The organism is Xanthobacter oligotrophicus (assembly GCF_008364685.1).
In the GTDB taxonomy this organism is placed as follows: Bacteria; Pseudomonadota; Alphaproteobacteria; order Rhizobiales; family Xanthobacteraceae; genus Xanthobacter; species Xanthobacter oligotrophicus.
Genome location: NZ_VTTL01000008.1, coordinates 183,770 through 199,777, shown reverse-complemented (window position 1 = coordinate 199,777; position 16,008 = coordinate 183,770). Strand labels below are relative to the sequence as shown.

Below are 16,008 nucleotides of genomic sequence, written 5' to 3'. Positions count from 1 at the left end.
TAAGCACTGTCAAGTGGGCGCGAGGGGCAATTTCGTTCCGGCCAGCGCCCGCTCCTCCACCACGGCGTGGCGGAAACGGAAGAGTTTCGCTGGCCGCCCAAGGCTTTCGGAGGTGGTGCCGCCGGTTTCCTCCACCAGCTCCTGTTGTTCCATGAGCCGGCGAAAATTCTGCTTGTGCAGGGTGCGTCCGGCGATGGCTTCCACGCAGCGTTGCAGTTGGAGTAGGGTGAAGGTGGGCGGCATCAGCTCGAACACCACCGGGCGATACTTGATCTTGGCCCGAAGCCGCGCAATTCCGGTGGCTAGGATGCGCCGGTGGTCGGCGATCATGGGGCGGCCGGCGCCCCCTTCCTCGCTGTGGCCTTCCCGGCGCAGGCGCTCGGCGACGATGCCGGCCTCGTACAGCATCTCGTAGCGTTGGAGGGTCAGCTCCTCGTTCCAGCGCGCGCCGTCGAGGGCGAAGGTGGCCGCCGCCCGCAGCCGCCGCTCGCTCCGCATGCCGGCGGTGGAGGCATCCTCCGCCCAGGCGGACAGCGCGGGCGCCAGCACCCTGGCGATCACCGCCGGCGGGCCGGCGCGGTGGTCCTCCCACGGGAAGTATTCATACCAGCTGTGCCAGCCTGCCTCGGCCGCATCGTGCTCCCGCGTCAGCCCCAAATAGGAGATGGAGATGGTGCGGGGCGCGGTATCCGCATCGGCGCGGTCCTTGTCGGCGAAGGTGTAGAGCTGCTCCACATAGCCGAGCGGATGGTGGGTCTGCTGCTCCACCCAGTCGCGCAGGCCCTGCTGGAGCGAGCGGTGGGCCAGTTCGAACGGGCCGGAGGGCAGGGCGCTGCCCTTTGTCACCGTCATCACCCGCGGCTCGCCGGCGGTCACCGCCGCGAGCACGGCGATGAGATCCACGACAACGGATCGGCTGGCGCGCTGGGAACCCGGCATGATGCTCACGGCAGGGGGGAAGGCCTCGCGGAATAGCGATGCCATCCGCTGCGCCCCCGATAGCACGCCGACCGCGCGGGACGGAAGCGCGGCAAAAGGGGGAGTGGGGCGGGTCTTTGCGTCCCGGCTCGAAGCACTTTGCTCGATGCCTGTTGTCTTGAAGCCCTGCCAGAAGAACTTGGAGCAGGCGGGAACCCTCTCCCGCTTGCGGGGGAGGGCAGGGAGGGGGAAGCCCTCTCCATCTGTAACCCTATGATGGGGCGGAACCCAGCCGACCAGCCCCCACCCCAACCCTCCCCCGCAAGCGGGAGAGGGGGCACGGTGGCTCTGGTTCAAGGTCTCGGCGTAACGACGGCCACACACTGTGGCCCGCAAGCGGGAGAGGGGGTGCGGTGGTTCTGGTCCGCCCGTCTCGCGATCAGCCCCGCAGGAGGCCGGCGCCACTCACAGCCAGGGCTGTTCGGCGTTCTTGGCGGTCTCGTAGGCGGCGATGGCGGGGGCCTTCTCCAGGGTCAGGCCGATGTCGTCCAACCCCTCGATGAGGCAGCGCTTGCGGAACGGGTCGATCTCGAACTTCACCACGCCGCCGTCCGGCCCGCGGATTTCCTGCGCCGGCAGGTCGATGGTGAGGGTGGCGTTGGCGCCGCGGTCGGCATCGTCGAACAGCTTGTCCAGGTCCTCCTTGGAGACGACCACGGGCAGGATGCCGTTCTTGAAGCAGTTGTTGTAGAAGATGTCGGCGAACGAGGTGGAGATCACGCAGCGGATGCCGAAGTCGAGCAGCGCCCACGGCGCATGCTCACGGGACGAGCCGCAGCCGAAATTGTCGCCGGCCACCAGGATCTTGGCGGACTTGTAGGCGCTCTGGTTGAGCACGAAGTCGGGATTGTCCGAGCCGTCGTCCTTGTACCGCATCTCCGAGAACAGGCCGGTGCCCAGGCCCGTGCGCTTGATGGTCTTGAGGTACTGCTTGGGGATGATCATGTCGGTATCGACATTGACCAGCTTCAGCGGGGCGGCGACGCCCTCCAGGACGGTGAACTTCTCCATGGGACCTTGAGCCTCGGCTTGTCTTTATAGGCTTCCTGCCTGAGGCCCCTCCATAACAGGCGCATCCGCCCTTGCCCAGTCAAGAAGACCGGCGCGCGAAAGCCCGCGCGCCGGCCCGAGGGGGCTGCCGATCAGGGGGCGACGCGTTCCGGCAGCATGCGCTTCAGCACGTCGTCCTTGAGCAGCACGTGGTGGGCCACGGCGGCGGCCGCGTGCAGGAAAGCGAGGATGACGAGGGCGTTGGCCAGCCATTCGTGCACCTCCTGCACCTGCCGGGCCGTGGGGCGGTCCGGCGCGATGGGCGAGGGAATGGTGAAGAGCGAGAAGAAGCTCACCTCGTTGCCGCGCAGGAAGGCGAGATAGATGCCCACAAACGGGGTCGCGATCAAAAGCAGGTAGAGCAGCCCGTGCACGATGTGCGAGGCGATGGCCACCGGCCGGCTGATCTGCGTCGAGGCGGGCGGCGTGGGCCCGAAGATCCGCACCGGGATGCGCACCGCCACCAGGGCGATGAGGAGGAGGCCCACCGAGATGTGGGTCCACCAGATGAGGCCCCGCGCCGGCGTGCCGCGCGCGAAGAAACCCTCCAAATAGGTGATGCCGAAGACGACGATGATGCTCAGAACGGTGAGCCAGTGGATGGCGCGCAACGGCGCCCCATAGCGCGACAGTTTGGGATCGACGGCCACATGAGCCTCCTTGTTTTGATTAATTCTAAAAATGTGTGCCGCCCAGGTCCAGCGCGAAGGCGCAGCTTGCCCTGCGGTCAATTGGCCCGGTCCTCGATGGCCTCCATGTCGCCGTCGGAGAGGCCGAAATGATGGCCGATCTCGTGCACCAGCACGTGGGTGACCACGTCGCCGAGGGTTTCCTCGTTCTCGGCCCAGTAGTCGAGGATGGGGCGGCGATAGAGGGACACCATGTTGGGCATCTGCCCGGTGTGGGCCACCGCATCCGCCTGGGCGCGGCCGACGCCCTGGAACAGGCCGAGCAGGTCGAACGGCGTCTCGGCGTCCATCTCGTCCAGCACCTCGTCGGTGGGAAAATCCTCGATGCGGATGACGAGGCCCTCGCACAGCGCGCGGAAGGAATCGGGCAGGCGGGAGAAGGCGTCGCGGGCCAGTTCCTCGAACACGGCGATGCCGGGCGCCTCAAGATCGCGCCAGACCGTCAGCGCCTCGCTTTCCCCCGCGCTCTTCTGCGACATGCCTGTACCTCCTTCGGCGGAACCCTTGCTGCTGCGATGCAACATCATGCGGGGCAAAGGTCAATCGTCCTGACCCTCCCCGGGGGGCAATCGTCACGCAGCCGTGACTTTCCTGAACACTTTCTGAACGGGAGCATCAAAGGGGGTTCAGGGAGACTTGGTTAAGGAACTCTTAATCGACCTGCATCGTTAACCCTGTAGACGACGAATTTGGAGAGTGGCCATGGTTCGGAAGCTTGCTGTCACCGGCGCTCTGGTGACCATCCTTGGAATTGCTGCGTTTTTTGCCCCTCACGAGGCCAATGCCGCCACGCTCGGCATGCTCGGCGGCGTGATGTTCTGATATCCGGGTTCGGCGGCGAGCTTTTTGCGCGCCGTCTGATCACGTGATCGTGATGGGAATGGAGGCCATTCAAAGTTGCCCGTTTCCGAAGTGCAACAGCTGAGTTGGCGCATTCGCACTTGCGAAATGGGTCACCAGACCTTTCGCCGCGCTCTGTGAGAGTGCCGCGGGAGCGTTTCGGCGCGCCCTGTTTCCGGATACCCGCCGCAGATCGGCGAATCAGCCGTTCGCGGTTCAATCCGCCTGACCAACCCATGATCAACCCGTGGCGGCGCGGATGAGTTCCTCTTCCGCCTCCGCGAGCAGCGCCTCGCTCGCCTCGCCCCCCACGCTCTCCTGGCCGATCTCCAGCAGCACCGGCACCGCCAGCGGCGACACCCGCTCCAGCGCCATGTGCACGATGCGCCCCCTGATGCGCGCCAGCATCTGCGCAAGACGCTTCACGTCGAGCAGGCCGGTGGCGGCGTCCGCCCGCGCGGCGCGCAGCAGCAGATGGTCGCTCTCGTGCCGGCGCAGCACGTCATAGATCAGGTCGGTGGAGACGGTGACCTGCCGCGAGGTCTTCTCCTTGCCGGGAAACCGCCGCTCGATCAGCCCGGCGATCACCGCGCAATAGCGGAACGTGCGCTTCATCAGAGCGCTTTCCGCCAGCCACGCCTCAAGATCGTCTCCCAGCATGTCCTCGTCGAACAGGTCCGCCAGCGTGAGCCGGCCTTGGGAGATGGCGGCGCCCATGTCGCCGGCGGCATAGACGGCGAGGGCATAGTCGTTGGCGACGAAGCCCAGCGGCTTCAGCCGCGCCCGCTCCAGCCGCCGCGTCAGCAGCATGCCGAGGGTCTGGTGGGCGAGGCGCCCCTCGAATGGGTAGGTGACGAGATAATGGCGCCCGCCCTGCACGAAGCTTTCCACCAGCAGGTCGTCGCGGCCCGGCAGGCGCGAGCGCAGGCGTTGCAGCTCCAGCCACTCGCGCACCTGCTTCGGCAGCGCGGCCCAGCGCTCGGGGGCGGCGAGCAGCGCCCGCACCCCCGCCGCGAGGAAGGTGGAGAGGGGGAACTTGCCCCCCGCATAGGCCGGCACCTTGGGCTCGGTGGCGGTGGTGCGCGAGACATAGACCTCGTCCTCCACCAATGTCTCGTAGCGCAGGATCTCGCCGGCGAAGACGAAGGTGTCGCCGGGCACCATGGTCTCCACGAAATATTCCTCCACCTCGCCCAGCATCCGCCCGCCGAAGCGCACCCGCCCGGTCACGCCGGTCTTGGCCGCGCCCCGCGCCGAGACCAGGCGGACTTTCAGCATGGTGGATTCCACGATGGTGCCCACGTTGAGCCGGTAGGCCTGCGCGATCATGGGGTTGGCCACCCGCCACAGGCCGTCGCGGGTGGGGCGGATCTTGGCGTAGCGCTCATAGGCCTTCAGCGCGTAGCCGCCGGTGGCGACGAATTCCAGGGCGGCGTCGAAGTCTTCCCGGGGCAGGGTCCGGTAGGGCGCGGCCGAGCGCACTTCCTTGAACAGCGCGTCGGCGGCGAAGGGGGCGGCGCAGGCCATGCCGAGGATGTGCTGGGCCAGCACGTCCAGCGCGCCGAGGCGCTCCGGCGGGGTATCCTGCGCCCCGATCGCCACCGCCTCCAGCGCGGCCCGGCATTCCAGCACCTCGAACCGGTTGGCCGGCACCAGCACGGCGCGAGAAGGCTCGTCCAGCCGGTGGTTGGCGCGGCCGATGCGCTGGAGCAGCCGCGAGGAGCCCTTGGGCGCGCCCACGTTGATGACGAGGTCCACGTCACCCCAGTCGATGCCGAGGTCGAGGGAGGAGGTGGCCACCACCGCCTTCAGCCGGCCGGCAGCCATGGCCGCCTCCACCTTGCGCCGCTGCTCCACCGCCAGCGAGCCGTGGTGCAGGGCGATGGGCAGGTTGTCGTCGTTGATGCGCCACAGCTCCTGGAAGATGAATTCCGCCTGCCGGCGCGTGTTGACAAAGACGAGGCTGAGCCGGTTCACCTTCAGCAGCGCATAGATGTCGCGCACGGCATGGAGCGCCATGTGGCTCGCCCACGGCATGGGCACATCCGTCTCCAGCATGCGCACGTCGGGCGCGACGCCGCCCTGCGCCACCACCAGGTCGGCAAGGGGGGCGGGGGCGCCTTCGTCCTGGGCCACCAGATAGCGGCGCAGGTCGTCGGGCTCGGCCACGGTGGCGGAGAGGCCGACACATTGCAGCCCCGGCGCGATGGCCCGCAGCCGCGCCAGCGCCAGCGCCAGCAGGTCGCCGCGCTTGGAGGTGACGAGGGCGTGCAACTCGTCCAGCACCACGCGCTTGAGGCCGCTGAACAGGTGCTCGGCATCTTTCGAGGCGAGCAGCAGGGAGATCTGCTCGGGGGTGGTGAGCAGGATGTCGGGCGGGTCGCGCCGCTGCCGCTGGCGGCGGGAGGAGGGGGTGTCGCCGGTGCGGGTCTCCACGCGGATGGGCAGTCCCATCTCGCTGATGGGCGTCTCCAGATTGCGCGCGATGTCCACCGCCAGCGCCTTCAGCGGAGAGATATAGAGTGTGTGCAGCGGCGAGGCCGGCTGCGTCGCCTGCCAGCGGGCGAAGGGCAGGGGGGCGGTGTCGGTCGGGTCCGCTGTGATGTCGGCACTGACCGTTTGCCCTTTGCCGACATCCCGCGCCGGCTTGCTCCCTCTCCCGCTTGCGGGGGAGGGCTGGGGAGGGGGAACGGAGTCCGGATGGGGCACGGACGTTGGAGGGGGAGAAGCCCCGGCGGCGGAGCTGCTTCCCTGCTTGCTTCCAGCGCCGCGTTTCGCGCGCCCGCCGCTCAGTTCGATGAGCGTGGGCAGGAAGCCGGCGAGGGTCTTGCCGGCGCCGGTGGGGGCGATGAGCAGCACCGAGCGCCCGGCCTGGGCGGCGGTGACGAGATCGATCTGGTGCGCCCGTGCCGTCCAGCCCCGCGCGCGGAACCAGCGGCGGAACACCTCCGGCAGCGCAGCATCCGCGGTGTGGGAAGGGCGCGCTTTAGATTTGGGCGCGGGGGGCAGGGGCTTTTTGGGGGAGCGCGGCACCGTCTCAAGATAGGCATTCCGGGCCGATTGCGCGATGGCGGCGCGGCTTGGGAACCGGCATCGGCGATGCCGCGCCTTGGTGGGCGGCGGTATCAGGAGGACGCTACGTCAGGGGGCGGTCGCCTTATAGTGCGGCCCGTTTCGATGGGGGCGTCGCGATCTGGGGCGGAGGGAAGGGCATGGATGACGGTTCACGTTGCAGGTGAAGCTTCAGCAGTGCCGCAAGACAGCGCGGTGCAAGACGGCGCAGGGCGCTTGGCGAACGGGCTCTTCATCACCACCCAGTGCACGGACCGCATCAGGGCCCATTTCGAGCGGGTGCGTCGGCAGACCGAGGGGCTGGTGGAGTGGCGCCTGGTCCACAATCCGGGCAACCACGTGATCCCGGTGGAGCCACGCCTCGATCCGCCGCCGGATCAGGTGCTGCCAGAGCGCCTGCGCCAGCTGGAACGCAATGGCGGCCTCGTTCCCGGCCATGTGGACGTTCTCGTCATGGCTGCCGCCTGGCCGCTGCCCCATGACCATACCTGGATCATGGAATTCGACGTGGATTACACCGGCGACTGGCGCACCCTGTTCGCGCGCTTCGCCGCCAACGACGCCGACCTCCTGACCACCACGCTTTTGCCCCTCGCCGATGATCCGGACTGGTATTTCATGGACACGGCCCTGGCGCCGGCCCATGTGGACCCGGCCTGCCGCATGCGGTCGTTCAACCCGCTGATGCGCATGTCGCGGCGGCTCATGGAGGCCTATGCGGACGAGGTGCGCGATCCCGGCTGGCAGGGCCATTTCGAGTACGTGCTGCCCACCGTCGCCCGCCATCTCGGCCTCAAGATCGAGGATATGGGCGGCGAGGGGCCGTTCTGTCCCCCCGAACGGCGCGGAACGCTTTATTCAAACACGCCGCTCGATCCAGGTCTCAGGCCCGGCTCATTCGTCTGTCGCCCCTGGCGCTCCGAGTATTTCGCGGAGCGCCCCGAGGACTTTCCGCAGGGCGACTGGCTGTTCCACCCGGTCAAGCCGGACATGCCGCTTTTGCCGCCCCCGCCGCCACCCCCGCCTCTGCCGCGGCGGTCGCTGCCGCGGCGCCTGTGGCGCTTCGTCCGTGGCAAGGGGATGGGGTCTTAATCGCTCGTCAACCGTCCCGGACGCATGGTGCGGCAGATGTCCCGCACCGGAGTTCCCGTCCCATGATGTCGCGCGCCGACCGCACCGTCTTGAGCGAATGGTGGTGGACGGTGGACCGCGCCCTCTTGGCCGCCCTCTGCGGCCTGATGGTGATCGGCATCATCCTGTGCCTTGCCGCGAGCCCGGCGGTGGCCGCGCGCCTCGGCATCGCCGACCCGTTCCACTTCGTGAACCGGCAGGTGCTGTTCCTGGTGCCCGCCGCGGTGGTGATGATCGCCACCTCCTTCCTGTCGCCACGCGCGCTCAGGCGCATCTGCATGGTGGTGTTCGCCATCTTCTTCGTGCTGCTCATGGCCACCCTGGTGGTGGGGCCGGAGGTGAAGGGCGCGCGGCGCTGGCTCACCATCGCCGGCGTCACCGTGCAGCCGTCCGAATTCATCAAGCCGGCCTTCGTCATCCTCGCCGCCTGGCTGTTCGCCGAGAGCACAAGGCGGCCGGAGATGCCCGCCACCCTGCTGGCCTTCGGCCTGCTCGGCAGCGTGCTGGGCCTGCTGATCAAGCAGCCGGACTTCGGCCAGAGCCTCTTGATCTCGCTGGTGTGGGCGTCCCTATTCTTCCTCGCCGGGCTGCGCTGGATCTGGATGGTGGGGTTGGTGGGCGTGGGCGCGGGCGGCGGCTTCATCGCCTACATGACCGTGTCCCACGTGCAGAAGCGCATCAACCGCTTCCTCAATCCCGATTCGGGCGACACCTACCAGATCGACGCCGCGCTCAACTCCTTCCGCAACGGCGGCTGGTTCGGCCAGGGGCCGGGCGAGGGCACCATGAAGCGCATGCTGCCGGACGGGCACACCGACTTCGTCTTCGCCGTGGCGGGTGAGGAGTTCGGCATCATCCTGTGCCTCATCATCCTCGCCCTGTTCGCCTTCATCATCCTGCGGTCGCTGTCGCGGGCCTCGAAGGAGAGCGACCCCTTCTCCCGCTTCGCCATCACCGGCCTTGCGCTGCTGTTCGGGCTGCAGGCGGCCATCAACATGGCGGTGAACGTGCACATCGCCCCCGCCAAGGGCATGACGCTGCCCTTCATCTCCTATGGCGGCTCCTCGCTCATCTCCATCGCCTTCGGCATGGGCATGCTGCTGGCCCTCTCGCGCAAGCGGCCGGGCGCGGCGGCGCTGGCGGCCCTCACCGAGAAGCCGGCGGTGGAGCCCGTGGCGCGGCCGGTCGCGCCGCCCGCCGGCGCCATGCCGGACCCGGCCTGACAAGCCCGCGGGGCGCCTGAGCGAGGGGGATCGCGGGATGCGTGAGCATCCTTGCGATCCGGCCCAAAAAGCCCGCGCGGCGCCTGAGCGAAGGGGATTGCGGGATGCGACAGCATCCTTGCGATCCCGCCAAGAGAGCCCTTCCTTCCCCGGAATGGCCGCATTGGCGGGGCAGCAAGCCCCCGATCCGGCCGATCCGGGCGGCCGCTCCAGGTGCGGGGCGGATTCCATCGGCCATGCGAGGTGGATGTGACGCAGATTGTTCTTCTCGCCGCCGGCGGCACCGGCGGCCACCTGTTTCCGGCCGAGGCGCTGGCGGCGTCGCTCGGCCGGCGCGGGTTCGACGTGGATCTCGCCACCGATGCCCGCGCCGCGCGCTATGCCGGCCATTTCCCCGCGCGCGAACTCCATGTGCTGCCCGCCGACACGGTGCGCGGCCGCTCCCCGGTGGCGCTGGCGCGCACCGGATTTGCCCTCGCCTCCGGGCTTGTCTCCTCCCTCGCGCTGCTCCGGCGGGTGAAGCCGGTGGCCGTGGTGGGCTTCGGCGGCTATCCCACCGTCCCACCCCTGCTGGCAGCCGCGCTGCTGGGCGTGCCTACCCTCATCCATGAGGCGAACGGCGTCATGGGCCGGGCCAACCGCATGCTGGCGCGGCGCGTCAGCGCCATCGCCACCGGCTTTCCCGGCATCGTCGCGGCCGATCCGGCGCTTGCCCCCAAGGCGGTGTGGACCGGCAATCCCCTGCGTCCCTCCGCCATCGCCGCCGCAGCCACGCCCTATGATCCGCCGCTGGCGGGGGGCGAGCTGCGCCTGCTGGTGTTCGGCGGCAGCCAGGGCGCGCGGGTGATGTCCGATGTGGTGCCGGAGGCCATCGAGCGGCTCGACGGCGACCTGCGATCGCGCCTCGTCCTCACCCAGCAGGCGCGGGAGGAGGATCTGGAGCGGGTGAAGGCCACCTATGCGCGCCTCGGCGTGCGGGCGCAGGTGGCGCCCTTCTTCGACGACCTGCCGGCGCGCATGGCGCAGGCCCATCTGGTGGTGTCGCGCTCCGGCGCAGGCACGGTGGCGGAACTGGCCGCCATCGGCCGGCCCTCCATATTGGTGCCGTTGCCCCACGCCCTCGACCAGGACCAGGCGGCCAACGCCCGCTCGCTGGCGGACGTGGGCGCGGCGCTGGTGCTGCGGCAGGTGGAGTTCGATCCCGACCGGGTGGCGCTGGAGCTTCACAGCTTTGCCAGCGAACCTCGATCATTGACGCAGATGGCGGATAAGGCCAGAAGCCAAGGCGTGCTCGACGCAGCGGAACGACTGGGCGATCTCGTCCGGCATCTGGCGGCGAAAGGCGCGGTCGCAACCTTTCAGGGGAAACTGGCATGAAGTTGCCGTCCGGCCTCGGCTCCATCCATTTCGTCGGCATCGGCGGCATCGGCATGAGCGGCATCGCCGAGGTGCTGCACAATCTCGGCTACGAGGTGCAGGGCTCGGACGTGGCGGACAGCGCCAACGTGAAGCGCCTGCGCGACCTCGGCATCAAGGTGATGATCGGCCATGCCGCGGCCAATGTGGATGACGCGGACGTGGTGGTGGTCTCCTCCGCCATCAAGCGCGACAATCCCGAATTGGTGGCCGCCCGCGCCAAGCGCCTGCCGGTGGTGCGCCGTGCCGAGATGCTGGCCGAACTGATGCGGCTGAAGAGCTGCGTTTCCATCGCCGGCACCCACGGCAAGACCACCACCACCTCGCTGGTGGCCACCCTGCTCGACGCCGGCAATTTCGACCCCACCGTCATCAACGGCGGCATCATCAACGCCTATGGCACCAATGCCCGCCGCGGCGACGGCAACTGGATGGTGGTGGAGGCGGACGAGAGCGACGGCACCTTCCTGAAGCTGCCCACGGAAGTCGCCATCGTCACCAATGTGGACCCCGAGCACCTCGACCATTTCAAGACCTTCGACAAGGTGCAGGACGCCTTCAAGGCCTTCGTGGAGAACGTGCCCTTCTACGGCTTCGCGGTGATGTGCATCGACCATCCGGTGGTACAGGCCCTGGTGGGCCGCATCGAGGACCGGCGCGTCATCACCTATGGCGAGAACCCGCAGGCCGACGTGCGCCTGGTGGACGTGGACCTGAAGGGCGGCATCACCCGCTTCGGCGTCGTCTTCCGCAACCGGGCGGGGGAGACGGTGCACGAGATTTCCGGCCTCAGGCTGCCCATGCCCGGCAAGCACAATGCGCTCAACGCCACCGCCGCCATCGCGGTGGCCCACGAGCTGAAGGTGCCGGACGACAAGATCATCGAGGCCATCGCCAGCTTCGGCGGCGTGAAGCGCCGCTTTACCCGCACCGGGGAATGGAACGGCGTCACCGTGTTCGACGATTACGGCCACCACCCGGTGGAGATCGCCGCCGTGCTCAAGGCGGCGCGGGCCGCGAGCGAGGGACAGGTGATCGCGGTGGTGCAGCCGCACCGCTATTCGCGCCTCGCCTCCCTGTTCGACGAATTCTGCACCTGCTTCAACGATGCCGACCATGTGGTGGTGGCCCCGGTCTATGCCGCCGGCGAGGCGCCCATCGAGGGCGCGGACCGGGACCATCTGGTGCAGGGCCTCATCGCCCACGGCCACCGCTCGGTGACGGCGCTGGACGGACCGGAGAAGCTCGCCGACGTGGTGGGCGCGCTGGCCAAGCCCGGTGATTACGTGATCTGCCTCGGCGCCGGCTCCATCAGCGGCTGGGCTTATGCTCTGCCGGGGGAACTGGCCGCCCTCGAGCCGGCGGCGTGAGGCGGCGGCGCGCACCGCCAACCTGTCGCAAAGGCCGATCGGCTTATCGTGCAAGCTGATCGGACCGTGCTCCGAAACAGAAGCGGCGGCCCGGGGGCCGCCGCTTTGCGTTTTAGGGATGCGAATGCCCGCGGAGGGGCGAATCTCACTTCTTCGCGCCAGCCTCGATCACGTCCTCGAGGGTGCGCAGGCCGGTGCGGGGGGCGTTGACCAGCACCGCCATGTTGCCGGGGGCGTGCTGGTTCTTCCACATCTTGGTGTGCGCCTCGGGGATGCGGTCCCAGGGGAACACTTCCGACATGCAGGGGTCCACGCGCCGGTCGATGATGAACTGGTTGGCGGCGGAAGCCTGCTTGAGGTGGGCGAAGTGGGAGCCCTGGATGCGCTTCTGCCGCATCCACACGTAGCGGGCGTCAAAGGTGATGTTGAAGCCGGTAGTGCCGGCGCAGAACACGATCATGCCGCCGCGCTTGCCCACGAGGGTCGAGACTGGGAAGGTCTGCTCGCCGGGATGCTCGAACACGATGTCCACGTCGCGCTTGCCGCTGATGTCCCAGATGGCCTTGCCGAACTTGCGGGCTTCCTTGGTCCACTCGTTGTATTCCGGCGAGTTGACCTTGGGCAGCTGGCCCCAGCACTTGAAATCCTTGCGGTTGATCACGCCCTTGGCGCCGAGGCCGAGGACGTAGTCGCGCTTGGTCTCGTCGGAGATCACGCCGATCACATGGGCGCCGGAGGCGGCGGCAAGCTGCACGCCGAACACGCCGAGGCCGCCCGAGGCGCCCCACACCAGCACGTAGTCGCCCGGCTTCACCGTGTGCGGCGGGTGGCCGAACAGCATGCGGTAGGCGGTGGCCATGGTGAGGGTGTAGCAGGCGCTCTCTTCCCAGGTCAGGTGCTTGGGGCGCGGCATCAGCTGGCGCGCCTGCACCCGGCAGAACTGGGCAAACGAGCCGTCCGGCGTCTCATAGCCCCAGATGCGCTGGGACGGCGAGAACATGGGGTCGCCGCCGTTGCACTCCTCGTCGTCGCCGTCGTCCTGGTTGCAGTGCACGACCACCTCGTCGCCCACCTTCCAGCGCTTCACCTTGGAGCCCACCGCCCAGACGATGCCCGAGGCATCGGAACCGGCGATGTGGAGGGGCGCCTTGTGCACGTCGAACGGCGAGATCGGCTGGCCCAGGCCGGCCCAGATGCCGTTGTAGTTCACGCCGGCGGCCATGACGTAGACCAGCACGTCGTTCTCGCCCAGTTCCCAGGTGGGCACCACCTCGAGCTGGAACGAGTCTTCCGGCGGCCCATGGCGCTCGCGGCGGATGGCCCAGGCATACATCTGCGCGGGGACGTGGCCGAGGGGGGGAACCTCGCCCAGCTCATAAAGGTCCTTCACCGGTCCCTCGTTCGCGTTGGCGGCTGCCGTCTGGGCCATGGCTTTCGTCCTCTCCTGGCATTTTTGCGGACCGTTCGGTCGCGTCTTTGGGGGCTTCTTGCGTTGCAGCGTAGCAGAGAAAAATTCCAAAGCGATACCCCCCACTTTGGACCATCGGGGGACAATTTCCGCGTTCTGCGAACCGCAAGGCCACGCTCGCGTTGTCATTCACGCGGCGCGCTACAGGCGCTAGGCTGGGGCGTTGCGGGATGGGCCGGCCGCCGGGGCGGACGGGCCGGGGCAGCGACAACGAAAGGGGACGGGACATGGGTATCTTGTGGATGGTCATCGTCGGCGCCATCGCCGGCTTCCTGGCGGGGCAGATTTTCCAGGGCTATGGCTTCGGCCTCATCGGCAACATCGCGGTGGGCATCGTCGGCGCCCTCATCGGCGGCTTCCTGTTCGGCGGGGTGTTCGTGGTGGGCGGCATGATCGGCCAGATCATCTCGGCCACCATCGGCGCCATCATCCTGCTGTTCATCATCTCGCTGGTGAAACGGTAGGGGCACAGCCGGCGGCCGCGCGCGATCCTTCGAGCGCCTGAAGTTGCGAGGGGCGCGCGCGGCGCCGCAGCATGCGCGATCGGGGCACGCGTTTGTGGAGGGGGGCCATCGACCTCCACCAATTTCCCATCGACGTCCGGGCCATTGCGACGCACAATCGCGTCCAATCCAGAACGACCAGATGGGGGAACAGGAATGGTGGCGCGCGACAAACCCTGGCTTTTCCGCACCTATGCGGGCCACTCCACCGCCACGGAGTCCAACAAGCTCTACCGTTCCAACCTCGCCAAGGGCCAGACCGGCCTCTCGGTCGCCTTCGACCTGCCCACCCAGACCGGCTACGATTCAGACCACCCGCTGGCGCGCGGCGAGGTGGGCAAGGTGGGCGTGCCCATCTCTCATCTCGGCGACATGCGCACCCTGTTCGACGGCATCCCGCTGGCCGAGATGAACACGTCGATGACCATCAACGCCTGCGCGGCGTGGCTGCTCTCGCTCTATATCGCCACCGCCGACGAGCAGGGCGCGGACCGCACCAAGCTGCAGGGCACGACGCAGAACGACATCATCAAGGAATATCTGTCGCGCGGCACCTATGTGTTCCCGCCGGCGCCGTCCATGCGGCTGACCAAGGACACCATCATCTTCACCACCGAGTATCTGCCCCGGTGGAACCCGATGAACGTGTGCTCCTACCACCTGCAGGAGGCCGGGGCGACGCCGGTGCAGGAACTGGCCTTCGCGCTCGCCAACGCCATCGCCATCCTCGACACGGTGAAGAAGTCGGGCGAGGCCGAAGGCAAGGTGTTCGGCGAGGTGGTGGGGCGCATCTCCTTCTTCGTGAACGCCGGCATGCGGTTCATCACCGAGATGTGCAAGATGCGCGCGTTCGTGGATCTGTGGGAAGAGATCTGCGTCAACCGCTACGGCATCACCGACGCCAAGCAGAAGCTGTTCCGCTACGGCGTGCAGGTGAATTCCCTCGGCCTCACCGAGCAGCAGCCGGAGAACAACGTCTACCGCATCCTGCTGGAAATGCTGGCCGTCACCCTGTCGAAGGGCGCCCGCGCCCGCGCCGTGCAGCTTCCCGCGTGGAACGAGGCGCTGGGCCTGCCGCGCTCGTTCGACCAGCAATGGTCGCTGCGCATGCAGCAGGTGCTGGCCTATGAGACCGACCTGCTCGACTACGGCGACATCTTCGACGGCTCCACCGAGATCGCGAAGAAGGTGGAGCAACTGAAGGAAGAGGCGCGCGCGGAGCTGGCGCAGATCGACGCCATGGGCGGCGCGGTGGCGGCCATCGAGAATTCCTACATGAAGCAGCAACTGGTGGAATCCAACACCCGCCGGCTGGAGGCCATCGAGCGCGGCGAGCAGGTGGTGGTGGGCGTCAACCGCTGGACCGAGACCGAGCCCTCGCCGCTGACCACTGGCGAAGGCGCCATCCTCACCGTGCCCGAGGGCGTGGAGGCGGAGCAGATCGCCCGCCTTCAGGCCTGGCGCGAGGCGCGCGACGGCAAGGCGGCGGCGGCGGCGCTGGCGGCGCTCAAGAGCGCGGCGCAGGAGGGGCGCAACATCATGGAGCCCTCCATCGTCTGCGCCAAGGCCGGCATCACCACCGGCGAATGGGGCACCTGCCTGCGCGAGGTGTTCGGCGAATACCGCGCCCCCACCGGCGTCGGCCGCGCCGCCCGCGTGGATACGCAGGGGCTGGACGAGGTGCGCAAGGGCGTGGACGCGGTGTCCGAGAAGATCGGCCGGCGCATCAAGTTCCTGGTGGGCAAGCCGGGCCTCGACGGCCATTCCAACGGCGCCGAGCAGATCGCCGTGCGCGCCCGCGACTGCGGCATGGAAGTGGTCTACGAGGGCATCCGCCTGACCCCCGCCGAGATCGTGAACGCCGCGCTGGAAGAGAGCGTGCACGTCATCGGCCTGTCCATCCTCTCCGGCTCCCACGTGCCGCTGGTGCGCGACGTGATGGACCGGCTGCGGGCCGAGGGGCTTTCCGACATCCCGGTGGTGGTGGGCGGCATCATCCCGCCGGAGGATGAGGTGCAGCTGAAGGGCTTTGGCGTGACCGCGGTCTACACCCCGAAGAATTTCGAGCTGAACCGCATCATGGCCGACATCGTCGCCATCGTGGACCGGCAGAGCCAGAAGGCGGCCTGAGCCGGGCGTGCCTATGGCTTCAACCCGGGCGGGGGATCAACCGCCCGGGTTTTCAACGGGTGCGGTGGGCTGGTCGGCGCGCCATGCGGGGTATCGCCAGCCGATGGTCGAAGCGGAGCCGGTGGCGCATCGGGCCGG

General features: G+C 68.3%; 12 protein-coding genes. 6 read left to right on the top strand and 6 right to left on the bottom strand.

The features are described from left to right. Positions 1-9: 9 nt before the first annotated feature. The 5 genes from FZ033_RS14860 to FZ033_RS14840 all read right to left on the bottom strand — a co-directional run bounded on the left by FZ033_RS14860 (position 10) and on the right by FZ033_RS14840 (position 6,566). Positions 10-984 (bottom strand): NUDIX hydrolase, encoded by a 975-nt coding sequence (locus tag FZ033_RS14860; RefSeq protein ID WP_188079502.1) that lies wholly within the window; start codon positions 982-984, stop codon positions 10-12. A 399-nt stretch (positions 985-1,383) separates the two neighbouring features. After that, positions 1,384-1,989, bottom strand: a complete 606-nt coding sequence (gene leuD, locus FZ033_RS14855) for a 3-isopropylmalate dehydratase small subunit (protein WP_149576890.1) — start codon at positions 1,987-1,989, stop codon at positions 1,384-1,386. A gap of 131 nt (positions 1,990-2,120) precedes the next feature. Continuing rightward, positions 2,121-2,678, bottom strand: a complete 558-nt coding sequence (locus FZ033_RS14850; RefSeq protein ID WP_232847490.1) for a cytochrome b — start codon at positions 2,676-2,678, stop codon at positions 2,121-2,123. A 77-nt stretch (positions 2,679-2,755) separates the two neighbouring features. Then, the gene (locus FZ033_RS14845) at positions 2,756-3,196 is read right to left on the bottom strand and encodes a metallopeptidase family protein (RefSeq protein ID WP_149576889.1); all 441 of its coding nucleotides are present in this window, start codon (positions 3,194-3,196) and stop codon (positions 2,756-2,758) included. 601 nt (positions 3,197-3,797) lie between these two features. After that, entirely contained in the window at positions 3,798-6,566 is a 2,769-nt protein-coding gene (locus FZ033_RS14840) for a ligase-associated DNA damage response DEXH box helicase (protein ID WP_269152392.1), read from the bottom strand. Positions 6,567-6,845: 279 nt separating this feature from the next. Between FZ033_RS14840 and FZ033_RS14835 the strand changes: the two genes are divergently transcribed. The 4 genes from FZ033_RS14835 (at position 6,846) to murC (ending at position 11,769) form a co-directional block, all read left to right on the top strand. Further along, positions 6,846-7,721, top strand: a complete 876-nt coding sequence (locus FZ033_RS14835; RefSeq protein ID WP_149576888.1) for a hypothetical protein — start codon at positions 6,846-6,848, stop codon at positions 7,719-7,721. A 62-nt stretch (positions 7,722-7,783) separates the two neighbouring features. After that, positions 7,784-8,983, top strand: a complete 1,200-nt coding sequence (gene ftsW / locus FZ033_RS14830; RefSeq protein ID WP_149576887.1) for a putative lipid II flippase FtsW — start codon at positions 7,784-7,786, stop codon at positions 8,981-8,983. Positions 8,984-9,226: 243 nt separating this feature from the next. Then, positions 9,227-10,360 (top strand): undecaprenyldiphospho-muramoylpentapeptide beta-N-acetylglucosaminyltransferase, encoded by a 1,134-nt coding sequence (gene murG / locus FZ033_RS14825; protein WP_188079500.1) that lies wholly within the window; start codon positions 9,227-9,229, stop codon positions 10,358-10,360. Beyond that, positions 10,357-11,769, top strand: coding sequence for a UDP-N-acetylmuramate--L-alanine ligase (gene murC / locus FZ033_RS14820; protein WP_149576885.1), 1,413 nt, complete (start codon positions 10,357-10,359; stop codon positions 11,767-11,769). The genes murG and murC overlap by 4 nt, the downstream gene beginning before the upstream one ends. Positions 11,770-11,914: 145 nt before the next feature. On the opposite strand, the gene ccrA is transcribed toward murC, so the two are convergent. Further along, complete coding sequence (gene ccrA / locus FZ033_RS14815; protein WP_149576884.1) at positions 11,915-13,198, bottom strand: crotonyl-CoA carboxylase/reductase; 1,284 nt, start codon at positions 13,196-13,198, stop codon at positions 11,915-11,917. Positions 13,199-13,464: 266 nt separating this feature from the next. On the opposite strand from ccrA, the gene FZ033_RS14810 reads away from it, so the two are divergent. Together FZ033_RS14810 and FZ033_RS14805 are read left to right on the top strand one after the other, a co-directional pair. Then, entirely contained in the window at positions 13,465-13,701 is a 237-nt protein-coding gene (locus FZ033_RS14810) for a GlsB/YeaQ/YmgE family stress response membrane protein (protein ID WP_012113216.1), read from the top strand. A gap of 195 nt (positions 13,702-13,896) precedes the next feature. After that, entirely contained in the window at positions 13,897-15,870 is a 1,974-nt protein-coding gene (locus FZ033_RS14805) for a protein meaA (RefSeq protein WP_149576883.1), read from the top strand. The last annotated feature ends 138 nt before the right edge of the window (positions 15,871-16,008 follow it).